General features: G+C 69.6%; 18 protein-coding genes. 4 read left to right on the forward strand and 14 right to left on the reverse strand.

Annotated elements, in window-relative coordinates:
* Window positions 1-33 precede the first annotated feature (33 nt).
* Window positions 34-948 carry a helix-turn-helix domain-containing protein gene (locus tag PV762_RS12875; protein WP_421035408.1) on the reverse strand — a complete coding sequence of 305 codons (915 nt, stop codon included), beginning with the start codon at window positions 946-948 and terminating at the stop codon, window positions 34-36.
* Between the two features lie 147 nt (window positions 949-1,095).
* On the opposite strand from PV762_RS12875, the gene PV762_RS12880 reads away from it, so the two are divergent.
* Window positions 1,096-2,523, forward strand: coding sequence for a cytochrome P450 (locus PV762_RS12880; RefSeq protein ID WP_421035409.1), 1,428 nt, complete (start codon window positions 1,096-1,098; stop codon window positions 2,521-2,523).
* A 146-nt stretch (window positions 2,524-2,669) separates the two neighbouring features.
* Here the strand turns inward: PV762_RS12880 and PV762_RS12885 are convergent, their stop codons facing one another.
* Both PV762_RS12885 and PV762_RS12890 read right to left on the reverse strand, forming a co-directional pair.
* Complete coding sequence (locus PV762_RS12885; RefSeq protein WP_421035410.1) at window positions 2,670-3,251, reverse strand: helix-turn-helix domain-containing protein; 582 nt, start codon at window positions 3,249-3,251, stop codon at window positions 2,670-2,672.
* Window positions 3,248-3,379, reverse strand: a complete 132-nt coding sequence (locus tag PV762_RS12890) for a hypothetical protein (protein WP_421035411.1) — start codon at window positions 3,377-3,379, stop codon at window positions 3,248-3,250. Before PV762_RS12890 ends, PV762_RS12885 begins: the two co-directional genes overlap by 4 nt.
* Window positions 3,380-3,391: 12 nt before the next feature.
* On the opposite strand from PV762_RS12890, the gene PV762_RS12895 reads away from it, so the two are divergent.
* The gene (locus PV762_RS12895; protein ID WP_421035412.1) at window positions 3,392-4,612 is read left to right on the forward strand and encodes a CynX/NimT family MFS transporter; all 1,221 of its coding nucleotides are present in this window, start codon (window positions 3,392-3,394) and stop codon (window positions 4,610-4,612) included.
* Here PV762_RS12895 and PV762_RS12900 read toward each other — a convergent pair.
* Both PV762_RS12900 and PV762_RS12905 read right to left on the reverse strand, forming a co-directional pair.
* Window positions 4,534-5,529, reverse strand: a complete 996-nt coding sequence (locus PV762_RS12900; RefSeq protein ID WP_421035413.1) for a Bug family tripartite tricarboxylate transporter substrate binding protein — start codon at window positions 5,527-5,529, stop codon at window positions 4,534-4,536. The two genes, PV762_RS12895 and PV762_RS12900, sit on opposite strands and share 79 nt — an antisense overlap.
* 67 nt (window positions 5,530-5,596) lie before the next feature.
* Window positions 5,597-6,115: a MarR family winged helix-turn-helix transcriptional regulator gene (locus PV762_RS12905; RefSeq protein WP_421035414.1), complete on the reverse strand. Its 519-nt coding sequence runs from the start codon at window positions 6,113-6,115 to the stop codon at window positions 5,597-5,599.
* Window positions 6,116-6,240: 125 nt separating this feature from the next.
* On the opposite strand from PV762_RS12905, the gene PV762_RS12910 reads away from it, so the two are divergent.
* Window positions 6,241-7,527, forward strand: a complete 1,287-nt coding sequence (locus PV762_RS12910) for a flavin-dependent oxidoreductase (RefSeq protein WP_421035415.1) — start codon at window positions 6,241-6,243, stop codon at window positions 7,525-7,527.
* 202 nt (window positions 7,528-7,729) lie between these two features.
* On the opposite strand, the gene PV762_RS12915 is transcribed toward PV762_RS12910, so the two are convergent.
* The 6 genes from PV762_RS12915 to PV762_RS12940 form a co-directional block, all read right to left on the reverse strand.
* Window positions 7,730-8,473, reverse strand: coding sequence for a metallophosphoesterase family protein (locus PV762_RS12915; protein WP_421035416.1), 744 nt, complete (start codon window positions 8,471-8,473; stop codon window positions 7,730-7,732).
* 43 nt (window positions 8,474-8,516) lie between these two features.
* Entirely contained in the window at window positions 8,517-9,377 is an 861-nt protein-coding gene (fghA, locus tag PV762_RS12920) for an S-formylglutathione hydrolase (protein WP_421035417.1), read from the reverse strand.
* A gap of 61 nt (window positions 9,378-9,438) precedes the next feature.
* Window positions 9,439-10,422, reverse strand: a complete 984-nt coding sequence (gene gshB / locus PV762_RS12925) for a glutathione synthase (protein ID WP_377158368.1) — start codon at window positions 10,420-10,422, stop codon at window positions 9,439-9,441.
* 23 nt (window positions 10,423-10,445) lie between these two features.
* Window positions 10,446-11,612 carry a benzoate/H(+) symporter BenE family transporter gene (locus PV762_RS12930; RefSeq protein ID WP_421035418.1) on the reverse strand — a complete coding sequence of 389 codons (1,167 nt, stop codon included), beginning with the start codon at window positions 11,610-11,612 and terminating at the stop codon, window positions 10,446-10,448.
* 199 nt (window positions 11,613-11,811) lie between these two features.
* The gene (locus PV762_RS12935) at window positions 11,812-13,695 is read right to left on the reverse strand and encodes a potassium transporter Kup (protein ID WP_421035419.1); all 1,884 of its coding nucleotides are present in this window, start codon (window positions 13,693-13,695) and stop codon (window positions 11,812-11,814) included.
* A gap of 116 nt (window positions 13,696-13,811) precedes the next feature.
* Window positions 13,812-16,832 (reverse strand): TonB-dependent receptor domain-containing protein, encoded by a 3,021-nt coding sequence (locus PV762_RS12940; protein ID WP_421035420.1) that lies wholly within the window; start codon window positions 16,830-16,832, stop codon window positions 13,812-13,814.
* Between the two features lie 158 nt (window positions 16,833-16,990).
* Between PV762_RS12940 and PV762_RS12945 the strand changes: the two genes are divergently transcribed.
* Window positions 16,991-17,899, forward strand: coding sequence for a LysR family transcriptional regulator (locus tag PV762_RS12945; RefSeq protein WP_421035421.1), 909 nt, complete (start codon window positions 16,991-16,993; stop codon window positions 17,897-17,899).
* A 794-nt stretch (window positions 17,900-18,693) separates the two neighbouring features.
* On the opposite strand, the gene gshA is transcribed toward PV762_RS12945, so the two are convergent.
* From gshA to PV762_RS12960, 3 genes are all read right to left on the reverse strand, one after another.
* A complete protein-coding gene (gshA, locus tag PV762_RS12950; protein WP_421035422.1) occupies window positions 18,694-19,989 on the reverse strand; it encodes a glutamate--cysteine ligase in 1,296 nt (431 codons plus the stop codon).
* Window positions 19,990-20,078: 89 nt separating this feature from the next.
* Window positions 20,079-23,783: a hydantoinase B/oxoprolinase family protein gene (locus PV762_RS12955; RefSeq protein WP_421035423.1), complete on the reverse strand. Its 3,705-nt coding sequence runs from the start codon at window positions 23,781-23,783 to the stop codon at window positions 20,079-20,081.
* Window positions 23,784-25,022 (reverse strand): MFS transporter, encoded by a 1,239-nt coding sequence (locus PV762_RS12960; RefSeq protein WP_421035424.1) that lies wholly within the window; start codon window positions 25,020-25,022, stop codon window positions 23,784-23,786. It lies immediately after the preceding gene.
* Between the last annotated feature and the right edge of the window lie 26 nt (window positions 25,023-25,048).

The following is a 25,048-nucleotide window of genomic DNA, read 5'->3' on the forward strand; positions in this document are numbered from 1 at the left end:
CCCTCTCCCGCAAGCGGGAGAGGGAGTAACAGGTCAGACCCAGACGCGATAGGCCCAGAACGCTTCGTCCTGCGCGACGCGGCGGCGCAGCTCCTCGGGGCTGAAGCCGCTGAGCCGGCGGGTCTCGCGGCACAGGTGCGCCTGGTCGGCATAGCCGTGGTCCTGCGCCAGCGCGCTCCAGATCACGGCGCCCTCGTCCTCGTCGAGCTTGCGCACCTGCTGGAAGGCGGCCTCGGCGCGGCTGACGACACGCAGCGCGCGCAGGCTCTGGCCGCTCCATTGCTTGATGCGACGTTCCGCCTGCCGGACGCTGCGACCATGACCCGCCGCGATCGCGCGCAGCGCCAGGTGTTGTATCCAGCCGCCGTAACCGCGCGGGGGTGGATCCTCCGACAACACCTCGTCGCGCACGGCGCGCCAGCGCGGCAGGAGGAAGTCCTCCAGCGTGCGGCGGGCCTCCTGCTCGTCGCGGCAGCTCAGCATCGCGGCATCGAGCGCGCGCCACGCCGGATCGTCGATGAACGACAAAGGCAGCATGCGGTCCTTGAGCAGCGCGAGATCGATGCCCGTCATGGCCCGCAGCGCCTCCGGCCGGATCGCGACCATGAACACCCGGCAGTCGGGCGTCGCCTGGAAGCGCTTGGGGCCGCCACGCGGACCGCCGATGACGCTGGCGGGAAGCCATGGCTCTGCGTCACCATCGCCTTCGCCATCGCCGGCATCCTGCATCCCGACGTCCAGTTCCCGTACGCGCCCGCTCAAGGTCCAGCTTAGGCCGCACAGCGGCGTCGCGGGAAACCAGCTCTGGCATTGCGCGTCGGTCAAGGTCTCGCCTTGCGAGGATGCCGCTGACAGGTCCCGCCAGAGACAGGCGTAGAGGCAGCCCTCCAGCGCGCGAGGCGGAATGTGCAGGCGGGCGACGGTGCCGGGATGCAGGGGAGCGTCCATGCGTCGCAGTCTAGGCGCCCTTCTTACTCCCTCTCCCGCTTGCGGGAGAGGGTGGGGGGTGAGGACCGGCGGCGGGGGAAGTACGAGCCCGGACGATGTCGCTTCGATTCAAGACGCCCACGAGCGGCGCACGAATCATGCGACCTCATGAGCCACGTCCTTGCGATCCCCGACACCGTGCCAGGTCCACGTCCGCGCTGGGCCGGTCTGCCCGAAGTCCTGTCCATGCGCCGCGACTACCTCGGCCACATGCGACGGCTGCACGAGCGCTACGGCGACGTCGTCCACCAGCGGCTGCTGGGCCTGGACGACTTCAACTTCTTCCATCCCGACCACGTCCGCGAACTGCTGATCGCCGGCCACGACGGAATGATCCGCTGGGAACGCGCGACGCAGGTCTTCGCCGACGCGCACGGCCAGAGCGTGCTCGTCGCCGAAGGACCGGCATGGCAGCGGCAGCGCAAGCTGCTGCAACCAGGCTTCGCGCCGCAGCGTGTGCAGGGCTTCCTGCCCTTGATGGTGGACGCCGCCCATCGGGCGCTGAACCGCCTGCCCGACGCGGCCGCGGGCGACACGGGAACGGCGCGCGGCATCGGTGGCGTCGATCGCGCCGGTGTCGTCGACATCGACTTCGAGCAGCTCATGACGCTGCTGACGATGGACGTGATCCTGCGCACGCTGTTCTCGACCGGCGACGGCGAGGCCGTCGTCGCCGAGGCGTCCTGGGCGGTGCACGAGCTCGGCAAGGTCGCGATGGGCGAGATGTACGTGCCGGCCAGCGCGCCGCTGTGGGCCCCTTGGAAGCGCGGCAAGCGCCGCGCGTTGCGCGCGCTGGACACGCTGATCGGCGGCCATCTCGCCGCACGTCGCGATTGCGCCTCACGCGGCGAGCCGTCGCCCGACGACCTGCTCGCGATGCTGATGTCGCTGCGCGACGCCGATGGCGCGGCGCTGGACGACACGGCGCTGCGCGACGAATGCATGACGACCTTCCTGGCCGGCCACGAGACCAGCGCGGCCGCGCTGACCTGGTGGGGCTGGTGCATGGCCGCGCATCCGGAGGCACAGCAGCGTGCGGCCGACGAAGTCGACGCCGTGCTCGGCGGCCGGCCGCCGACGGCGGCGGACCTGACGCGGCTGCCATGGCTGAGCCTGTGCATCAAGGAGACGCTGCGCCTCTACCCGCCGGCGCCGGCACTGTTCACGCGCCAGCTGACCGGCGAGCTGGAAATCGCCGGCCTGCGGCTCCCGCGCGGCGCGATGCTGCGGCTGACGCCGGGCGTGATCCAGCGCGATGCCCGCTGGTTCGACGAACCGGATGCCTTCCGCCCGGAGCGCTTCGATCCCGCGTCCGGGCATCGCGAGATCCCGCGCGGCGCCTGGATGCCGTTCGGCGCGGGACCGCGGGTGTGCCTCGGCAGTCACTTCGCGCTGATGGAGATCACGCTGATCGCGGCGATGGTGCTGCAACGCCATCGGCTCGCGCCGGTGCCCGATGCACCGCCGCCGTCGCCGGTGCTCAACATCACGCTGCGGCCGGCGACGTCATTGCGGCTGCGGCTGCTGCCGCGCTGAATCTTTTATTCGTGGACGCCGGTCGCCGCGCCCCGTAGCGTCGCGGCATGACCGCGCCACGTCCCCACGACAGCCGTCGCCGAGACCACGGGCTCGGCCCAGGCCTCAGCCGAAACCGCAGCAGCACCAGCAGCAGCCAAAGCCGCTCACGACAACTGGCCTTCCGAGATCGTCTCGGTCAGCCGCACGAAGCTTCCGTCGGACAGCTGGAAGCGCACCCAGCGCATCCGGCTCGGGACGATCGGCATGTCCTGCTCCACCGAGGCGCCGGTGTCGAACTCGACCGCGCCGGGCGCCGGCTCGTACCAGCCGAGCGCGTCGAGCCGCGCTTCCTGCGCGACGATCTCCGGCGTCGCATAGCACCACAGCGCGCGTCCGATCAATTCGGAGCGTGGCAGACGGCAATGGCGCTCGCGTCCGCGCGACATCGCCAGCAGACGATGGCTGAGATCGCAGATCAGATGCACCGCGCCGGGTGCGCGCTCGACCAGGTGGCCCAGCTCGAAGTCGGCGGCGCTGTCCAGCCGCGCGGCCATCAGCCGGCGCAGGGTCTGCTGCTCGTCGAGCGAGGGCGCGGCCATCCCCGATTCCCAACGCGATACCGTCGTCTGCGACACCCCCAGCTCGGCCGCCACGCTCCCCTGCTTCAGACGGCGCAATGTGCGCCACAGGCGCAGGCTTCGTCCGAGCTGGCGGGCATCGCAGGAGAGCAGCGGCGAGTCGTTCATGGTGCGGCGGCGGGCAATCGGAAGGACGAAGGATCGATGTCGATGTCGATGTCGATGTCGATGTCGATGTCGATGTCGATGTCGATGTCGATGTCGATGTCGATGTCGATGTTCAGGGCGATCGGCACCGTAGGACCGAAGTGAGGATTTTGCTGTACTACCTCTGCGGCGTGTTCGCCGCGGCCCAATTGGGCAAGCTGGCCGCGCTGTCGCCGCCGATCGCGCGTGAGCTCCAGCTCGGACTGGCCGCGATGGCGGCGTTGACCTCGCTGCTCGAGGTTTGCGGCGCCACGCTGGGCGGCGCGGCGGGTCGCTGGCTACCGCGACTCGGGCTCAAGCGCGCGTTGGCTGCAGCGGTGCTGGCGCTCGCCGTCGGCTCAGCCGCGGCGGGATTCGCCCACGGCCTGGCCCTGCTCGCGCTGGCGCGGCTGGTCGAGAGCCTCGGTTATCTCGCCATCGTGGTCGCCGCGCCCGTGCTGATCGCCCGCGCCGCCGACGGCCGTCGCCAGGCCGCCGCAATGGCGCTCTGGAGCACCTTCCTCCCGGTGGGCATGGCGATCGGCGCGTGGGCCTATGCGCATGCGGCGGGCTGGGCCGGCTGGCGGCCCGCGCAGGCGCTGAGCGTCGCGGGCGGCGTCCTGCTGTGGATCGGTCTGTGGACCGTCCGTGTGGACGACGACCCGCACGCCGTCGAGTCCCGCCATCCTCCGGGACCGACGGGCACGCTGCTCTGGGCGCTGGTCGCGGCCTTCGGCGCGTATGCGATCGCCGAGGTCGGTCTGCTCGCGCTGCTGCCCAGCCTGCTCACGCAAGGCGGCATGCCCTTGAGCGCGGCAGGCACCTGGACCGCCGCGGCGGCGCTGGCCAACGTGCCCGCCAGCGCTCTCGGCGCCTGGCTGCTGCGACGACACGGCGCGCTGTCACGATCGATCGCCGTCGGCATGGCGGTGTCGCTGGGCGCGTCGGGGCTGCTCTACCTCGGCGTGATGCGGGACGCAGGCGACGCGTCCTGGCAAGCGATGCTCGCCATCTGCATCAACGCGGCCTCGGGCGTGTTCCCGAGCCTGGTCTTCGCGCTGCTGCCGCTGGCCGCGCGCACGCCGGAGCGCCTGTCGCTCGCCAGCGGTCGCCTCACGCAGTTTGGCGCTTCGGGCGCGCTGCTGGGGCCGCCGCTGATGGGCACGGTCGTCGAGCGCTGGGGGTGGAGTGCGGCGGGCGGTCTGGCGCTCGCGCTCTCGCTGCTGGCGATCCCGCTGGCGCTCTTCGCCTGGCGACGCCTCGCTCAATCGTCCGACGAGAAACCGGACGCCGCCACGATCGGTCCCCACTGCGTGCGTTCGGCGGCGAGGCGGCGCGCGTAGTCCGCCGGCGCCATGGCCAACGGCTCGCAACCGAGCTTGGCCAGGCCCTCGACGACCTGCTTCTCGCGGCGCGCGACGCGGACCAGGTCGTAGACCTTGTCGACGACGGCGGCCGGCGTCTTCGGCGGCAGGAACAGGCCGTAGGTCTCGACGCCGATGATGCCCTTGAAGCCCTGCTCGGCGAAGGTGGGCACTTCCGGGGCGAAGCGCGAGCGCTCGTGGTCGGTGACGCCGAGGATGCGCACGCGGCCGCCGGCGACAAAAGGCAGCAGGTCGCCCAGGAGGAAGCAGCCCGAGGCGATCTGCCCGCCCATCAGGTCCTGCAGGCCGGGCGCGGCGCCGCGGTACGGCACGTGCGTCAGCGGGATGCCGGCGGCGCGCTTGAACTGGTCGCCGAGGAAATGCGGCATCGCGCCGGCCGCGGGCGAGGCGTAGGACGACTGCTCCGGATGCGCCTTGGCCCAGGCGGCGAAATCGCCCATCGTCTTCACCGTCGCCGGCACCATCGGCCCGACGCCGAAGCCGCAGGTCGCGTTGGCCATCGGGGAGACCGCGATCGCGTCGGTCTCCGGCTTGTAGGCCAGCTTGCGGTAGACGTGCGGATAAATCGTGAACATCGAGGACGGGCTCACCAGCATCGTGCCCCCGTCGGGCGGCGCGTCGCGCAGCGCGGTCACCGCGAGCCGGCCGCCGGCGCCGACGCGCTGCTCGACCAGGACGTTCTCCGCGAGGCGCCCGCGCCAGGCTTCGGCGAGGCGCCGCGCGCTGACGTCCACCGAGCCGCCGGCGGGGAAGCCGACGAGGATGCGCGGCATCGCCGCGGTCTGCGCGCGCAGCGGTCCGGCGAGGCCGGCCATCGCCGCGCCGAGCAGCAGGCCCGCGTCGCGGCGGGTGAGCTTCCGATCGAGGTCGTTCATCGCTTGTCTCCGTCGTTGTTGTGCGTCGTTGTTTTCCGTCGTCGCTGTCTGTCGTCGCCAGTCGGCGTCATGCGTCGTTCTTGTCCGTGATCGTCGCGGCGATCTCCGCCAGGCGTTCCAGGTCCGCCTTCAGGCGCGCGGCGCGTTCGCCGAGTCCACTCATCAGGCGCGCGTCATGCACGCGCACGCGGCGCTCCAGCACCGTGAGCTGACGCTTGCCCGCCGCCGTCAGGAACAGCCCCCAGCGGCGCGCATCTTCCGCATCGTCGCGCCGTTCCATCCAGCCGCGGTCGGTGAGCCAGTCCGTCAATCGCAGCGCGCCGCTGCGATGCAATCCCATCGCCTGCGCGAGCAGCCCCTGCCGCATGCCCGGATTGCGTCCGACAAGCACCAGCGCGGCGAAGCGCTGCGGGCTGACGTCGAGTTCCGCGGTCGCGCGGTAGAAGTCCAGGTAGAGCGCGTTCTGAGCGCGCCGCAACGCGTAGCCGAGCAGGTCGTCGAGGACGCCGTAATCCAGCCCGGGCACAGGCAGCAAGGGCGCTTCCGGCGGGTCGGGAACGGCATTCGACGGCTTGGATCGGCTCATCGGCATCAGCTTAGGTACTGTTGCATAGCGCAACTATCTCGCTTACCCTGACTCGATCGGACCGGCACGGTCGCTCGCCCGCCGGGGCCGCACCACATCACCTTCCACGACGCCTGGAGATCCCCATGGCCCTCGATATCCTGATCGCCGGCGGCGGCATCGGCGGACTGGCCGCGGCGCTGGCGCTGCAGCGCGACGGCCACCGCGTGACCGTCTGCGAAGCCACGGCGGAACTCAAGCCGCTGGGCGTGGGCATCAACCTGCTGCCGCATGCGGTGGCCGTGCTCGACGGACTGGGGCTGATGCCGGCGCTGCAGGCGATGGCCGTGCCGACCTCGGCGCTGATCTTCGCCAACCGGCACGGACAGACCATCTACGAGGACCGCCGCGGACTGGCCGGCGGCTACAGCCACCCGCAGTTCAGCGTGCATCGCGGCGAGCTGCAGCTGATGCTCTGGCGCGAAGCCGCGGCGAGGCTCGGCGCCGAACGCGTTCTCAGCGGCTGGCGCACCACGGGTGCGCGCAACGATGGCGACGGCGTCATCGTGCACGGGACCGACGCGAGCGGCAAGCCGGTCGAGCGACGCGCGGATCTGCTGATCGCGGCGGACGGCATCCACTCGGCGATCCGCCGTCAGTTCCATCCCGACGAGGGCGCGCCGCGCTGGAACGGGATGATGATGTGGCGCGGCACCTCGCTGACGACGCCCTTCCTCGACGGTTGCACGATGGTGCAGGCGGGCCACCGCCGCGCGAAGTTCGTCGTCTACCCGATCGCGCCGCCGCGACCGGACGGCTTGCAGCTGATCAACTGGATCTGCGACCGCCGCCTGCGCGAGGATGGTCTCGGCGGCGGCCTCACCGCGCCCGGTCGCGAGGACTGGAACAAGCCCGGCTCCATCGACGATCTGCTGCCGACCTTCGGCGGCTGGCGCTTCCCATGGCTGGACGTGCCGGGCGTGATCGGCGGCGCGACGCAGCTGCTGGAATGGCCGATGGTCGACCGCGACCCGTTGCCGAGCTGGCGGCATGGCCGCATCACGCTGCTCGGCGACGCGGCGCATCCGATGTACCCGATCGGCTCGAACGGCGCGACGCAGGCGATCCTCGACGCCGAAGCGATCGCACGGGCATTGCGCGAGGAGGCACGGGTGGAGACGGCGCTCGATCACTACGAGGCCGAGCGCCGCCCCATGTGCGCGCGCATCGTCGAGCTGAACCGGCAGGAGGGGCTGGACTACATCCTCGACATGGTCGAGGAACGCGCGCCGGACGGTTTCGGCCGGCTGGCGGATGTGATCGATCCGGCGGAGGTGGATGCGTTCGTCAAGCGCTACAAGGCGGCGGCGGGGCATCGCCAGACGGCGGTGGCGCACGAGCCGCCAGAGGCATCTCCGGCGCCCGCGCCGTAGCATCCGGAACCGCCCTGCTCATCTCGGTCACCCAGTCTCCTTGGATCGGGGACTGCGCCTGGATTTCATGCCGATTGAGGTGAGAGACGTCAGGCGACTCACCTCGAGATGGCCGTCGAAGAACGCCTGGCCGAGTTGGCCACGCTGACTGCCCACTGGAACGATGACGGGGCGCCGCCCATCTCTGCATTGGCACTGGAGTTCACTCGTCCGCCCACCCCGTCCTCAACCACCTCGCCCAATCCTCCCGCCCATTCCTTGAAGCGATGCTCGCCATCGCTTCATGGTCGTACGGCACGCTGATGGACTCGGTCATCCAGCCCTGCGCAGTCCGCGCCACGATCGCGTAGCGCGCATCGGGGGAGCCGTTCTCCGCGACATAGCAGATCGGATGGTCGTCGTCCCACGCTTGCAGTCCGACGCTGCCGGGATTCACCAGCCACTGTCCTCGCGCGCTGCGCAGCACGCGCGGGACGTGCGTGTGGCCGCAGCAGACCAACATGGATGCCTGCTCGCCGAGCCGATCGGCGATCTCCGAGGCGGACGCCATCCGCAATCGCGGACCGTCCTGCGTGTCGAGGAAATACTCGATGTCGCTGCGCGGCGTGCCATGGGAGAGGAACACCTCATCGGTCAACTGCATCGTCCTAGGCAGCTTGCGGAGCCACGCCAACTCCGGCTCGCCCAGACGCTCACGCGCGAAGCGATCCGACGCGCCGCCCGGTTTCTCCGCCGTGATCGCGAGCAACTGCCGCTCGTGGTTGCCGGCGATCGTCGGCCAGTCTTGCGCCATCAGGTACTGCGCCGTCTCCAACGGCTGCAGCGGCCCGGACAGGATGTCGCCCAGGTTCACGATCTGATCGACGCCTCGTCGCCGCGCATCGGCCGCGACGGCCTCCAGCGCGAGCAGGTTGCCGTGGATGTCGGACAGCAAGGCGATGCGCATGGCGGCCTCGTGAGTGGCAGCGCAACGGCGCCTGATCGAGCGTTCAGCCCGCCAGCTGCCGCGCGTGATGCATCAGATGATCGTCGATCACCGTCGCGATGAAGTAGTAGCCGTGGTCGTAGCCGTCATGGCGGCGCAGCGTCAACGGCTGGCCGATCGAGGCGCACGCCGACTCCAGCGCTTCAGGACACAGCTGCTCGACGAGGAACTTGTCCGCCAGGCCCTGGTCGACCAGGATGCCGTGCGGATAAGGCGCGCGCTCCTGTGCCTGGAACAGCGCGCTCGCGTCATGCGCGGGCCAGGCGTCGCGGTCCTCGCCCAGGTAGCCGGTGAACGCCTTCACGCCCCAGGGGCAGCGGCTCGGCGCCGCGATCGGCGCGATCGCCGACACGGACGCGAACGCGCCCGGATGCCGCAGCGCCAGCGTCAGCGCGCCGTGGCCGCCCATCGAGTGCCCCGCGATGCCCGTCTTCGTCGCGTCCAGCCCCAGCGACGTCTGCACCTGCGGGATCAGCTCCCGCATCAGGTAGCTCTCCATCCGCCAGTGCGTCGCCCACGGCGCCTGCGTCGCGTCGAGGTAGAACCCCGCCGCGACACCGAAGTCCCACGACGCCGTCGCGCCCGGCAGCGCGCTCACCGCCTCGCCGCGCGGACTCGTGTCCGGCATCAGCAGCGCGAGTCCCAGTTCCGCCGCCTTGCGCTGCGCGCCGGCCTTCATCGTGAAGGTCTCCTCGCTGCAGGTCAGCCCCGCCAGGAACACCAGCAGCCCCTTCACCGCCCGCGCGCCACCCGGCGGCAGGAACAGCGCGAAGCGCATCGGCAGGCCGATCTCGGCCGAGTCATGGCGATGGAAACGCTGCACGCCGCCGAAGCTGGCGTGCTCGCTGATCAATTCGAACGTCATGTCGATGTCCCGGTGCGGCTCACGATCACGTCGGTGACCGGAGCGGAGATCCTCGTTGCGATCAGCGCGCCGCGGCGACCGCCGCTTCCAGCGCGTCGATGAACACGGCGCCGACGTCGAAACCCGTCTGCTCCATGATTTCCTGGAAGCAGGTCGGGCTTGTGACGTTGAGCTCCGTCATCCTGTCGCCGATCACGTCCAGCCCCACCAGCAGCAGCCCGCGCGCCGCCAGCACCGGGGCCAGCGCCTCGGCGATGCGGCGGTCGTCGTCGGTCAGCGGCTGCGCGACGCCCTTGCCGCCCGCGGCCAGATTGCCGCGCACCTCGGTCCCCTGCGGGATCCGCGCCAGCGAGTACGGCACCGGCTTGCCGCCGATCAGCAGGATGCGCTTGTCGCCCTTGACGATCTCCGGCACGAAACGCTGCACCATCACCGACTGCGCGCCGTTCTTGTTCAGCGTCTCGATGATGCTGCCCAGGTTCAGCGCATCCGCCTTGACGCGGAAGATGCCCATGCCGCCCATGCCGTCCAGCGGCTTCAGGATGATGTCTTGGTGCTCCGCATGGAACGCCCGGATCGCCGCCGCCGAGCGCGTCACCAGCGTCGGCGCGATGAACTGCGGAAACTCCAGGATCGCGAGCTTCTCCGGATGGTCGCGCAGCGAGGCCGCCTTGTTGAAGACCTTCGCGCCTTCGCGCTCGGCTTGCTCCAGCAGGTGCGTGGCGTAGAAGAACTCCGAATCGAACGGCGGATCCTTGCGCATCAGCACCGCGTCGACGTCGGCCAGGGCCAGGTCTTGCGTCGCGGTGACCGCGTGCCATACCGCCAGCTTCGTGCCGGCCTGGCTGGCGACGGCTTCCGGCGTCAGCGTCAGCCGCTGCGCCGCATGCGCGGTCACGCGACCGCCGCTGACCCACAGCAGGTCGGGCACCTCGCAGACCCAGAGCTCATGGCCGCGCCGGGCGGCCTCGCGCATCATCGCGAAGGTAGAGTCCTTGTAGGTATTGAAGGTCGACAGCGGATCGGCGACGAACAGCAGTTTCATGGGCAAGGCTTTCGGCAAGGAACTCAACGAATGCGGAAGTGTTGCACCAAAAGAGAAACCGCACCGGCGACCACGCCCCAGAAGGCCGAGCCGATGCCCAGCAGGCTCAGCCCGGACAGCGTCACCAGGAAGGTCAGGATGGCCGCATCGCGATGCGCTTCGTCCTTCAGCGCGGCCGACAGGCCGCCGGCGATCGTGCCCAGCAGTGCCAGTCCGGCCACGGCGGCGATCAGCTCACGCGGAAAGGCGGTCAACAAGCCCACGACCGCACCGCCCGCCAGGCCGATGACCAGATAGAACACCCCCGCCATCGCCGACGCCATGTAGCGCCGGGCCGGATCCTCGTGCGCTTCGCGCCCCATGCAGATCGCCGCGGTGATCGCCGCGAGGTTGAACGCATAGCCCCCGAAAGGCGCGAAGACGATGGACGCGAAGCCGGTCGCCGCGATGCTGGCCGACACCGGCGTCTGGTAGCCCGACGCCCGCTGCGCCGCCACGCCGGGCAGGTTCTGCGACGCCATCGTCACCAGGAACAGCGGCAGCGCGACGCCGACCAGCGCCGTCACCGAGAACGACGGCATGACCCACACCGGCGAGGCCCATCCCCAGTCGACGGCTTCCAGATGCAGCCGTCCTTGCGAGGCCGCGACGGCGATCCCGGCGACCAGCACCAGCGGCGTCGCATAGCGGGGCAGGGAACGGCGCGCCAGCACATAGGTGAGCGCCATCGTCAGCACCATTGCCGGCGCCGTCTTCGTCGCCAGCACGGCATCCAGCCCGAAGCGTGCCAGCACGCCGGCCAGCAGCGCCGAGGCGATCGCGATGGGGATGCGGTCCATGATCCGTTCGAACCACCGCGTCGCGCCGGCGATCAGGATCAGCGCGCCGCAGACGATGAACGCGCCGACGGCTTCCGGCATCGAGATGCCGGACACCCCCGCGATCAGCGCCGCGCCCGGCGTGGACCAGGCGGTCAACACCGGTTGCCGCGTCCACAGCGACAGGCCGAGGCTGGTCAGCCCCATGCCGAGTCCGAGCGCCCAGATCCAGGAACTGGTCTGGGCTGGTGTCGCGCCGAGCGCCTGTGCCGCCTGGAACACGATGGCCACCGAACTGGTGAAACCCACCAGCACGGCGACGAAGCCCGCGACCACGGCGGACAGGGACAGGTCTTTCAGCCAGCGATTCATGGCCCGGAGCATACCGACCGCCTCGCGCCCGCCCCCTCGCAAATGCTCAACGCAGCTTCAACGTGCAGTCAGCGAATGCGGCGCCAGCGTGCGGTCAGCGAGTGCATGTGGGGCCGGAGCAGGGCTTGGGGTCCCTGGAGGGGTGCCCCATGCCCTGCGGAGAGCCCGCGCTTGGCGGATCGAGGTCAGGGGCTCCGCGTCAGATCTCGACCTTCGACCCCAGCTCCACGATCCGGTTCGCCGGCAGATGCAGGAAGTCTGCCGCCGCCGCCGCGTTTCTGTGCATGCTCGCGAACAGCTTTTCCCGCCACAGCGCCATGCCCGAGCCGATCGTCGGGATGACGATGTCCCGCGACAGGAAATAGCTGGTCTCCATTTCGTCCAGATGCACCCCGCGCTGCTCCAGCAGCTTGAGCGCGTCCGGCACATCCGGCTCGTTCTTGAAGCCGAAGTGCAGGTTGACCTGCCAGCAGTCGTTGTCGAGGCTTTCCACCTCGACGCGCTTCTCGAAGCCGATCCACGGTACCTCGTGATGCTTGACGCTGACGAACAGGTTCTGCTCATGCAGCACCTTGTTGTGCTTCAGGTTGTGCAGCAGCGCGTTGGGCGTGACGCCCACCTCCGCCGACAGGAACACCGCCGTGCCCTGCACCCGCGTCGGCGGGTTGATGAAGACGGCCTCCAGGAAGCTCTTCAGGTCGATCGCGTCCTCGCGCAGCTTGTCCGACAGCAGCCGGCGGCCCTGCTTCCAGGTCAGCATCAGCGTGAACATGCCGAAGCCGATCAGCAGCGGGAACCAGCCGCCGTGCGCCACCTTCAGCAGGTTGGACGCCAGGAAGGTCGCATCGATGACGAAGAAGGCGCCTGTCGCGACCAGGCACAGCCACAGCGGATAACGCCAGCCGAAGCGGATCACGAAGAAGGTCATCACCGTGGTGATGGTCATGTCGATGGTCACCGCCACGCCGTAGGCGCCGGCCAGCTTGCTCGACGACTCGAAGAACGCCACCGCCACCACGACGAAGGCGAACAGCCCCCAGTTGACGAAGGGCACGTAGATCTGCCCGATGTCGCGCACCGACGTGTGCACGATGCGCATGCGCGGCAGCAGTCCCAGCTGCACCGCCTGCTTGGTCACCGAGAACGCCGCCGTGATCAGCGCTTGCGAGGCCACGATCGCCGCCAGCGTCGCCAGCACGAACAGCGGGATCTCCGCCCAGCTCGGCGCCAGCAGGAAGAACGGGTTCTTGATCGCTTCCGGCCGGTCCAGCAGCAGCGCGCCCTGGCCGAAGTAGTTCAGCGTCAGCGCCGGCATCACGAAGCTGTACCAGGCGATGCGGATCGGCTGCTTGCCGAAGTGGCCCAGGTCGGCGTAGAGCGCCTCCCCGCCGGTCACCACCAGCACCACCGCGCCCAGCGCGACGAACGCGATCCAGCCGTAGTGGGTGCAGAACTCGATCGCCCACATCGGGTTGATGGCCTGCAGCACGTGCGGATTGCCGACGATCTTGGGGATCCCCAGCAGCGCCAGCGACGTGAACCACACCAGCATCACCGGCCCGAAGGCCTTGCCCACGCCGCCGGTGCCGAATCGCTGCACCGCGAACAGCCCGGCCAGCACCACCAGCGAGATGGGCACCACCGCGTCGTGGTACTGCGGCGCGTAGACCTCGATGCCCTCGACCGCCGAGAGCACCGTCATCGCCGGCGTGATCACCGCGTCGCCGAAGAAGATCGCCGTACCGAACAGTCCCACCAGCATCAGCCCGCGCCGCAGCGTGGGCTTCTCCCGCACCGCCGTGGTGGCCAGCGCGAGCATGGCGATCAGGCCGCCTTCGCCGTTGTTGTCGGCGCGCAGGATCAGCAGCACGTACTTGAAGGAGACCACGATGGTCATGGTCCAGAACAGCAGCGACAGCACCCCGAGGATGTTGTCGTGCGTCATGGGCACGTGCGCGCCGTGGAAGACTTCCTTGAGCGCGTACAGGGGACTGGTGCCGATGTCGCCGTAGACGACGCCGAGGGCCCCGACGGTCAGGCCGGCCAGGGCGGCGGGCGTGCGGGGCGCGTGATGTGAACTCACAAAGGTCGCGGCAGCCGCCCGGGCCGCCGGAAGTCGAAAGCGCCTATTGTCTGCCTTCCGTTGTGCAGTGCGTCAATGCCCCCCGCCACCGTTGCGGGGGCGGGGGTTGACGCCGATCACTGGAACACGTAGCTCGCCCCCACGTTGAAGCGGCGTCCCAGCACGTTGGACGCGCCGCTGTCGTAGTAGCTGAACACCGTCGGGATGCCGTTGGCGCGGTCGTAGTCGTTGGTGACGTTGATGACGCTGGCCGACAACGTCAGGCCCTTGATGCCGCTGTACGAGGCGCCCAGGTCGATCGTGCGGTCGCGGCCGACGCGGCAGCGGTTGAGGTTGCTCAGGAAGGCCCGCTGTGCCGCGGACAGCGACGAGCACAAGGTGCTGGACAGCGGATCCGCATGGTTGAAGCGGATCCAGCCGCGCGCCTGGTCGGTGTCCCACTTGAAGGTCGCGCTGGCGCGCGTCTTGGAGATGTCCGACGAGGTCGTGCCGACCTGGTGCTGCACCGCCTGGCCCTTCACGACCAGCTGGTCGTAGCGCGCCGTGTAGGTGCCGTTGACGTTCATGCTGAACTTGCCCCAGGCCATCGCGGGCAGCCGGATGTTGAGGTCGTAGTCGATGCCCGAGGTCTTGGTCCACTCGTTGTTGCCGTACTGGCGCACCAGCATGATGATCGGGCCGCTGTCGGCCACGCCCGGCAGCCAGGTTTCCGGGTTGGGATCACGCACCACCTGCACGTTCCCCGAGCTGGGGTTCGCGTTGTAGTCGTCCATGATGTCCACGCCGCGCTGCGAGCGGATCTCGTTCTTGCGGTGGAAGTACCAGCCGTCGATCGCCAGGTCCGCGTACTTGCTCGGCGTGAAGATCATGCCGGCGGTGAACGAATTGGATTTCTCCGGCTCCAGGTCCGGATTGGCGCTGATCACCGTCGGGATGCTGCCCGGGCTCGTCGTGCCCGACGGGACGGCGGTGAAGCCCAGCACGTTGCAGTCGCGGTTCACCGACACGGGCGCCTTGCTCACCGGCGCGTTGGGGTTGCTCGTGTCGCAGCGCAGGCTGTCGAAGACGCGGCGTTCCTGGAAGCTGTGGAAGGACAGCGAGAACGAGTTGCCGATCTGCGAGATCGCCGGCGCGCGGAAGCCCGTCGCCGCCGTGCCGCGGAAGGCCATCAGCGACGGCAGCGCCGTCCACTTGAAGCCGGCCTTGCCGGTGGTGCTGCTGCCGAAGTCGTCGTAGTGCTCGTAGCGCGCCGCGGCCTGCAGCTCCAGCTGCTTGACCACGGGCAGGCTCAGTTCGGTGAAGGCGGCGTAGGACTTGCGGCTGCCCGACGCGCCGTTGGCCACCAGGCCGATGTAGTCGCCGGTGCCGTAGACGTCGTCGGGAACGGCGTCGAGCTTCTCGCGGCGCAGTTCGGTGCCCACCGCGATCGCGGCCGGACCGCCCGGCAGCTGGAACAGCTCGCGGCTGCCGCGCAGGTCCCACGACACCAGCTGCGACTTGCCCTCGTTGTAGGCGGTCGACGACACGCTGTTGATCGCCTCCTGCGAGTTCTGCTTGCCGAAACGGTAGCTGCCGTTGGCGATCGCGGCATTCAGCAGGGAGCTGCGCACGCGGCCTTCCTGGAAGCGCTCGTTGTTGTTCTGGCTGACCAGGATCGCGGTGTCGAAATCCCAGCCGAAGGCCGTGCCCTCCAGCCCCGCCGTCAGGCGCGTGGACCGCAGGACGTTGATGTCCCCGGTGGGCAGGTCCTCGAAGCGGTAGATCAGCTGCACCTGCTGCGGCGTGGCCGTGCCGTTGGTCGGGTTGTCCGGGTGGCCGACGGGCAGGATGATCGCGTTCTGGCGCAGGAAACTGCCGTCCAGCTTCGGCCAGGTCGTCGCGACCGGATTGCCCGAGGTGACCAGCGACGTCGTCAGCGCGTAAGGCACGCGTTGCTCGGTCGTCTTGGTCTTCGAGTACATCAGGTCGGCATACGCGGTCAGGTCGTTGTTGATCGCGAAGGTGCCGCGCACCATGCCGCTCTGGCGGTCCTGCTTGGCGACGACCTCGTCCGCGTCGTCGAGGCTGAAGCGGCACAGGCCCGTGGGCAGCGAACCGGTGGTGGGCAGGAAGCCGCCGGGCCGGTTCGGCACGCCCTGGCCGATGGTCCGGTCCTCGGGGCAGCCCGACAAGGTGCCCAGGTAGTTGGCGCCCGACAGGCTGTTGTTGGCCACGCTGATGCCGCCGATGGGCGTCGAGCCCGTCAGGCTGGTCGGCACGCGGTAGTAGTTGCCGTAGAACGAGGCCGACGAATCCGGGGTGAAGCGCGCCAGCGAGCCATTCGAGGTCAGGTACTGGTTCTGCAGCGCGAGGTTGCCGCGGTCCTTCAGCTCGTTGGCCATCACGCTGTCGCGCTTGGAGACCTCCAGACCGCCGAAGACGTTGAAGCGCTGCGTGTCCAGGTTGCCGAATCCGAAGGTGATCGCGCCGTTCCGGGTCGCGCCGACGCCGCGATCGTTGGCGCCGTACGACGCGCTGCCCTCGATGCCCTGGTAGTCCTTGCGCAGGATGTAGTTGACGACGCCGGCCATCGCGTCCGAGCCGTACAACGCGGACGCGCCGTCCTTGAGGATGTCGATGCGCTCGATCGCCTCCTTGGGGATGGTGTTGACGTTGATCATCGTGCCGCGGCCGAAGTTCACGTCCACCGCCGCGACCGGCGCCGTGCGCCGGCCGTTGATCAGGATCAGCGTGCCCTGCGAGCCGAAGCCGCGCAGCGAGATCGTCGACACGCCGCCGACGAAGCCCGACGCGGCGCCGTCGCCGATCGAGCCCAGGTCAACGGCGGAGTTCGCACGCAGCAGCTCCTCGACGTTGGCATATCCGGAGTTGCGGATGTCCTCGCGCGTGATACTTTGGACGACCGACGGCGTCTCCTTGTCGGTGCGCTTGATCAGCGAGCCGGTGATCTCGACCCGCTCCAGCTTCTTCGAGTCATCCGCCGGCGCGGCAGCGGATGCTGCGGAGGCGGCGGGGGTCGGGGCTTGCTGGGCGTGAGCCTGGCTGGCGAGCGCGAGGGCGACGGCAGCCGCGAGGTGCAGGGGCTGCAGCGGCTTCGGGGCACCCGGACGGTGCGGACGGGCAATACGACGGACCATGGAAGGAACACTCCTGTGACGGGACTCGGGGGAGACGAGTTCACGGTAAGGAGGGGTGTCTGCCGGGCCATGATGCTTTGTGATGGATTTGTGAAACTTAGGTTATGAACGCGTCATCCACGTCGCCTGAAGCCGCCGAACATTTCGTGATCCGACGCATGTCGTTGCGCCATGCGCGGGTGCTGCTGGCCCTCAGCGACACCGGCAACATCAGCGCTGCCGCCGATCAGCTGCACGTCACGCAGCCCGCGGTGAGCAAGACACTGGCGGAACTGGAGCAAGGGCTGGGACAAACCCTGTTCCTGCGGCGCGGACGCAACATGCAGCCCACGCCGCTGGGACGACGCCTGCTGGCGCTGGCGCGCAAGCTCGACGCCGACCTGCAACGCGCCGCCGGCGATGTCGCCACCATGGTGCGCGGCGCGTCCGGCGAGGTGCGCATCGGCGCGACCAACGCCTCGCTGGCCCGCCTGCTCCCTGCGACCATCACGGCGATGAAGCGAGAGAACCCCGGCGTGACGCTGAGCGTGCGCACGCATGCGTTGCGCGCGCTGTTCGCGGAATTGCAGGCCGGAACGCTGGACCTGGTCGTCGCCCGCGCGATGCCGCAGGACGAGCCGCTGGGCCTGGCGCGCGTGGACCTGTTGGCCCAGCCCGAAGTGCTGACGATGAGCGCGCAGCACCCGCTGGTGCGCACGCCGAAACTCAGTTGGGAAGTGCTGAGCCAGCAGCGGTGGATCTGGCAGCTGCCCGGCACGCGTACGCGTATGCTGATGGACCGGCTCTGGCAGGAGATGGGCCTCGCGCCGCCGGCCGACCTGATCGAGAGCGGCGATGCGATGCTGGCGTTGAGCCTCATGCGCGAGATGCCGCTGGTCGCCTTGATGCCGCACGACATGGCGATGGCCGCCGCCAAGCAGGGCATCGTCGTGATCCTGCCGCACGCGGTGGATCTGGGACTCGGGCCGATGAGCGTCTGGCATCTGCCCGACACGCAGGTCGAGGCGGTGGAGCGGTTCAGGCAGCTGCTGGTGGAAACCGCGAGTTCAGGGAACGGCAAGACCTGACCCGTGGCGCGTACACCGCCCTCCTCGACCGGTGCTCCCTGGTTGTCGCGAGAACCGTTCGCCGCGCACGGCAACTCAGCCTGCCTGCCGCGGGATGTCCCCGCGATCTGGAGAGTTCGACCGATGCCCCTGCTCGACCGCCTCAAGTCATCCCATGCCGCCCACTGGATCGGCACCTCCCATCCTGAGTTCCTGACGGATGCCTTCGCGAAATTTGCGCGCCGCGTGATGAACCGAAAGGACGCCCGCGGAGCGATGCCGATGCCAGCCCCGACGGAGCCCCTCCGTCCTGAGCCCGAGCCGCGGCGCAGTGCTGGCTCCGTCTCCTCGATGTCGTCATCCGGACGACCAAGCATTCCCCTTGAGCAGAAGCCGCTGCTGACGCCCGCCTCTCCTGGCATCAATGAGCTGCAGCCCGAGGAGCGAGCCTCCAGCAAGCGCCCTGCGCCGGAGGAACCGCCTCAGGTCCCACCCCGGCACCATCGATCGGGGGGACTTCAACAGACGGCGACGCCGCTGCCGCCCGCCACACGTGTCGACGGTTCCCGCCCCCCTGCGGAGGCCCCTGTTCAAGCGCCGGCGGTCGTGACGGCCCAACCCCTGGACGAAGCGGAGGGCAAGCGCCGGATGCGCGAACTGGCCGAAGCACCGCCCACGCGTCGGCCACGGATCTGGAGCCGCCTGGCGGAGGGAGTGCCCTGGCCGCTTCGCAGGGCCTGGCGCGCCGTCGACGGCGCCGTGCACCGGCTGATCGACCGCCTGCGGCCGCGGACGAGCTCGGCCTCGGCGCCGCCTCAGGCGTAGTCTTCCGCGTCCGGATCGGTCGTCTCGAGCTCGTAGCTGGCCGCGAGCATCGCGAGGCGGCCGATCACGCCGTACATGTAGAAGCGGTTGGGCGCGCTGGCGCCGGGCTTCTCGCCGGGCGCGGGCAGGTGCGACGAGTGCGCGAAGGCCAGCGGCACGAAGCTCGATCCCGGCGCATTGAGGTTCTCGTCCTCGGCGCGGTCGGCGTGTACACGGTAGAAGCCGCCGACGACATAGCGGTCCATCATGTAGACCACCGGCTCGGCGACCGCCTCGTGCATGCGCTCGTGCGTCACCACGCCTTCCTGCACCAGCACCTGCGACAGCGCGGGCACGCCTTCCAGCCTGGCCAGCTTGTCGCGCGCCTTGATCGCCAGCACGTCCAGGTCCTTGGCGTCGCGGATCGTCATCACGCCCAGGCCGTGGGTGCCGGCATCCGGCTTGACGATGACGAAGGGCTTCTCCTGGATGCCGTATTCCTTGTACTTGCGGCGCGTGCGCGTCAGCGTCGCGTCGACCTGCGCCTGCAGCGCGTCCAGCCCGGCCCCGGTCGCGAAATCCAGCCCGTCCACCGCCACCGAGTGCGGATAGATCAGCCACGGGTCCATGCCCAGCAGCTTGGCGAACTTCTTGGAGACTTCCTCGTAGGCGCGGAAGTGCTGGCTCTTGCGGCGTTGCCCCCAGCCGGCGTGCAGCGGCGGCAGCAGGTACTGCTCATGCAGGTGCTTCAGCACGTCCGGCGTGCCGGCCGACAGGTCGTCGTTCAGCAGGATGGTGCAGGGATCGAAATCCTTGAGCATCAGCCGCGAGCGCTGGCGGACCAACGGCTCCAGCGTCAGCGAATTGCCGTCCGGCAGCGCCACTGTCGTCGGCTCCTTGACCGACTCGTCCAGCGACCCCAGCCGCACGTTCAGCCCCGCCATCGAGAAGATGCGGACCAGCGTCGCCAGGTTGGACAGGTAGAAGCTGCCGCGGTTCTTCGCTTCCGGGACCAGCAGCAGGTTCTTGGCCTCGGGACAGATCTTCTCGATCGCCGCCATCGCCGCCTGCACCGCCAGCGGCAGCATCTCGGGCGTCAGGTTGTTGAAGCCGCCCGGGAACAGGTTGGTGTCCACCGGCGCCAGCTTGAAGCCGGCGTTGCGCAGATCCACCGAGGTGTAGAACGGCGGCGTGTGCTCCATCCACTCGAGCCGGAACCAGCGTTCGATCGCCGGCATCGACTCGAGCACGCGCTGCTCCAGTTCATTGATGGGCCCGGTCAGGGCGGTGATGAGGTGAGGGACCATGATGAGCGGGCGCCTGGACAGCCGGGGGGGCGGTGTTCCGATTCTAGGCACGCCCACATTGGGGTTACTCGCCCCTTCTCAAGGGGGCTTCAAAAACTGCCGTACCCTCCCCCGCCAGGCGTGCGGATGACGAAGACATCGCCGGGCGCCACTTCCACCTGGCCGATGTGGCCCAGGGCCTCGATCCGGCCGTCGGCACGCTCGACGAGGTTCTCTCCGACCGAACCCGGCTGGCCGCCGGCCAGACCGAAGGCGCCCGACGTCCGCCCGTTGCTCAGGATCGAGGCCGTCATCGCCGTCAGGAAGCGGATGCGGCGCTCGCCGCCCTCCCCGCCGTGCCAGCGGCCCGCGCCGCCCGACCCCTGACGAATGGCATAGCTGTCCAGGCGCACCGGGAAGCGGAACTCCAGCACCTCGGGATCGGTCAGCCGCGAATTCGTCATGTGCGTCTGCACGACCGAGGTGCCGTCGAAGCCCGGCCCGGCGCCGGAACCGCCGGAGATCGTCTCGTAGTACTGATGCGTCGCGTTGCCGAAGGTGAAGTTGTTCATCGTGCACTGCCCGGCCGCCATCACGCCGAGCGCGCCGTACAGCGCGTTGGTGACGCACTGCGAGGTTTCCACATTGCCCGCGACCACGGCCGCCGGGAACCTCGGGTTCAGCATGCAGCCCTCGGGCACGATCACGGTGATCGGCTTGAGGCAGCCGGCGTTCAACGGGATCGCATCGTCCACCAGCGTGCGGAACACATAGAGCACCGCCGCCATCGTGATCGACTTCGGCGCATTGAAGTTGTTGGGCTGCTGCGCGCTGGTGCCGGTGAAGTCGACCGTTGCGCGCCGCGCCGCCGCGTCCACGGTCACCGCCACCTGGATGCAGGCGCCGTTGTCCAGCGGCAGCGTGAAGCGCCCGTCCTTCAGCACCGAGATCACGCGCCGCACCGAGGCCTCGGCGTTGTCCTGCACGTGCTGCATGTAGGCCTCGACGGTGGCGCGGCCGAACTGCGCCACCATCGCCTGCAGTTCCTGCACGCCCTTCTCGTTCGCGGCGACCTGCGCGCGCAGGTCGGCCAGGTTCTGCGCCGGATTGCGGCTCGGATGCGGGCCCGAGCGCAGCAGCGCTTGCAGCTCCGCTTCGCGCAGTCGGCCCTGCTCGACCAGCTGGAAGTTGTCGATCAGCACGCCCTCCTCGGTGATGTCCCTGGAGAACGGCGGCATCGACCCCGGCGTGATGCCGCCGATGTCGGCGTGGTGGCCGCGGCTGGCGACGAAGAAGCCGGGCGCGGCGTCGTCCTCGTCCAGGAACACCGGCGTGACGACGGTGATGTCGGGCAGGTGCGTGCCGCCGTGGTACGGGTCGTTGAGCACGTAGACGTCGCCGCGCTTCATCGAAGGATTGCGCGCGATGACGGAGCGGATCGACTCGCTCATCGATCCCAGGTGCACCGGCATATGGGGCGCATTGGCGATCAACTGGCCCTGCGCATCGAACAGCGCGCAGCTGAAGTCCAGCCGCTCCTTGATGTTGACCGAGTGGGCCGTGTTCTGGAGCCGCAGGCCCATCTGCTCGGCGATGTTCATGAAGAGGTTGTTGAAGACCTCCAGCACGACCGGATCAGCCTCGGTGCCGAGCGCATGGGCGCGCGTGCGCTCGCGGATGCGCGTCAGCAGCAGGTCGCCGGACGACTGCAGCTCCGCGCGCCAGCCGGCATCGACCACCGTCGTCGCGTTGCGCTCCGCCACGATGGCCGGGCCGTCGACGCGGGCGCCGGGTCGCAGCGATTCGCGATGGTGCAGTTCGGCGTCGCGCCAGCCCGCGGGCTGGTCGTCGGCCAGGCAGTACATGCGCACGCGTTCCAGCGGCTCTGGGTGATGAGCGCCTGCCGTCACGCTCGCGTTCGCGTTCCCGATGGCGACGTCCACCGGCGCCTCCAGCGACGCACCGGCGGCGAGCGCCTCGACCGAGACCGCCTCGATCACGAGCGCGCGGTCCGGCATGAGGAAGGCGAAGCGGCGTCGGTAGGCTTGCTCGAAGGCCTCGCGCAAGGCGGCGATCGCGTCCTGCGCCGCCCCGTCGAGCGACAGCGGGCAGGTGAGCGCGGTGTCGGTGCCCTGATAGCGGATCTGCGTCCGCGCGATGGTGCGCAGCGCGCCGGCGGGCACACCCTGTGACTCGAGTTCCGCGCCCGCCTGCGCCGCCAGCGACGCCGCCGTCGCGCGCGCGGCGGACAGGCCGTCGGCGTCGAGCGCCCGCTCGACCGACGCCTCCCGCATCGCGGTCTGGTCGGCCAGCCCCATGCCGTAGGCGCTGAGCACGCCGGCGAACGGGTGCGCCAGGATGCGCGTCATGCCGAGCGCGTCGGCCACCAGGCAGGCCGCCTGACCGCCCGCGCCGCCGAAGCACTGCAACGTGTAGCCGGTGACGTCGTAGCCGCGCGCGACCGAGATCCGCTTGATCGCGTTCGCCATCGCCCCGACGGCGATCTGCAGCGCGCCGGCGGCGACCTCTTCGGCCGTCGTCGGTTTTCCGGCGTCGGACATCTGCCCGGCGAGTTCGTCGAAACGCCGCTTCACGATCTCGCCGTCGAGCGCCTCGTCCGCGCCCGGACCGAAGACCTGCGGGAAATGCGTCGGCTGGATGCGTCCCAGCATCACGTTGGCGTCCGTCGTCGCGAGCGGACCGCCGCGGCGGTAGCTCGCGGGTCCCGGGTTCGCGCCGGCGGAGGCCGGCCCGACGCGCAGCCGCGCGCCGTCGAACGCGATCACCGAGCCGCCGCCCGCCGCCACCGTGTGGATGCTCATCATCGGCGCGCGCATGCGCACGCCCGCGACCTCGGTGTCGAAGGCGCGTTCGAACTCGCCGGCGAAGTGGCTGACGTCGGTCGAGGTGCCGCCCATGTCGAAGCCGATCAGCCGGTCGTGGCCGGCCGCCTCGCCGGTGCGCACCATGCCGACGATGCCGCCCGCCGGACCGCTCAGGATCGCGTCCTTCCCCTGGAAGCGGCGCGCCTCGGTCAGGCCGCCGGAGCTCTGCATGAAGAACAGCCGCACGCCGGGCATCTCGGCCGCGACCTGGTCGACATAGCGGCGCAGGATCGGGCTCAGGTAGGCATCGACGACGGTGGTGTCCCCGCGCGGGATCAGCTTCATCAGCGGGCTGACCTCGTGGGAGACCGAGATCTGCGTGAAACCGGCCTCCTGCGCGAGACGCTTGGCGGCCAGCTCGTGCGCCGGCGCCCGCCAGCCATGCAGGAACACGATGGCGCAGGCGCGCAGGCCGGCGTCGAACGCGGCCTGCAACTCGACCCGCAGCGCGACCTCGTCCAGCGCGGCGATCTCCCCGCCTTGCGCATCGACGCGCTCGTCGGCCTCGACGACGCGTTCGTACAGCAGTTCGGGCAGCTGGATGTGACGCTCGAAGAGCTTGGGACGGGCCTGCGTCGCGATGCGCAGCGCGTCGCGGAATCCGCGTGTGGTCACCAGCAGCGTGCGATCGCCCCGGCGCTCGAGCAGCGCATTGGTCGCCACCGTCGTGCCCATCTTGACGCAATCGACCCGCTCCGCCGTGATGGGCTCGCCCGCCTTCAGGCCGAGCAGGCGGCGGATGCCTTCGACCGCCGCGTCGCGGTAGTGCTCCGGATTCTCGGAGAGCAGCTTGAGCGTCTTGAGCGTGCCGTCCGGCGCGCGTCCGACCAGGTCGGTGAAGGTGCCGCCGCGGTCGATCCAGAACTGCCAGCGATCGGGGGAGCGATCAGAGGAGGGGAAGGCTTGCATCGTGAGGTCCAAGGCGTTCATTCAGGCGGTCGCGGGCGCGAGTTCGCGTCCCCGGGTTTCGGGCAGGGCCAGCGCCGCGACGATCACCAGACCGTAGCAGAGCGCCGCCATCCATCCCAGGGTCTGTCCCAGCGGATACTGGGTGCTGAAGCTGCCGATCAGCGCGGGACAAGCGGCGCCGAGCGCCCGTCCGATGTTGTAGCAAAAGCCCTGGCCCGACCCGCGCACGTCGCTGGGGAACAGTTCCGCCAGGAAGGCGCCCATGCCGGAGAAGATGCCCGACAGGAAGAAGCCGAGCGGGAAGCCGAGGACCAGCATGAGGCCGTCGGTGATCGGCATCTGCGTGTAGGCCAGCACCAGGATGCCGCCCATCAGGGCGAACAGCATGAAGCAGCGGCGCCGGCCGATCGCGTCGCAGAGCCACGCGCTGGTCAGGTAGCCGGCGAAGGAGCCGGCGATCAGCACGAGCAGGTAGCCGCTGGTCCCGAGCACCGACAGATGGCGCTCGGTCTTGAGGAAGGTCGGCAGCCAGGTGGTCACCGAGTAGTACGCGCCCTGCATGCCGGTGGCCAGCAGGCTGGCGAGCACGGTGTTGCGCAGCAGCGCCGGCGAGAAGATCCGCAGGAAGCTGGCGCGCTCGCCGCGGGCCTTGGCGCGCGCCTGTTCGGCGAGGTAGACCGGCGGCTCGTCGAGGTTGCGGCGGATGTAGAGGATGAGCACCGCCGGCAGGATGCCGATCCAGAACAGCACCTTCCACGCGGTCTCCGGCGGCAGCACCGAGTACAGCCCCCAGAACGCCACCGCGGACGCCGCCCAGCCGATGGCCCAGCTGCTCTGCACCAGCCCGGCCGCCTTGCCGCGGTGCTTCGCCTTGATCGTCTCGGCGATCAGCACCGAGCCCACCGCCCACTCGCCGCCCATGCCGAAGCCCTGCATCGCGCGGGTGAAGAAGAGCTGCTCGAACGAGGTCGTGAAGCCGCTGAGGAAGGTGAACAGCGCGAACCACAGCACCGTCCACTGCAGCACGCGGACACGGCCGAAGCGGTCCGCGAGCACGCCCGCCGCCCAGCCGCCGATGGCCGACGTCAGCAGCGCGCCGGTCGCAATGGCGCCGGCCTGGCCCTTGCTCATGCCCCAGGCCGCGATCAGCGTGGGGATGAGGAAGGTGTAGATCATGTAGTCGAAACCGTCGACGCCATAGCCGGCGAAGGTTGCGACAAGGGTGCGCCGCTCGGGCGGCGTGGTGTCTCTGAGCCACATGGTGTCGTTCCTTTGTTTCAGGCGTC

The organism is Mitsuaria sp. CC2, from assembly GCF_048957715.1.
Taxonomy (GTDB): domain Bacteria; phylum Pseudomonadota; class Gammaproteobacteria; order Burkholderiales; family Burkholderiaceae_C; genus Roseateles.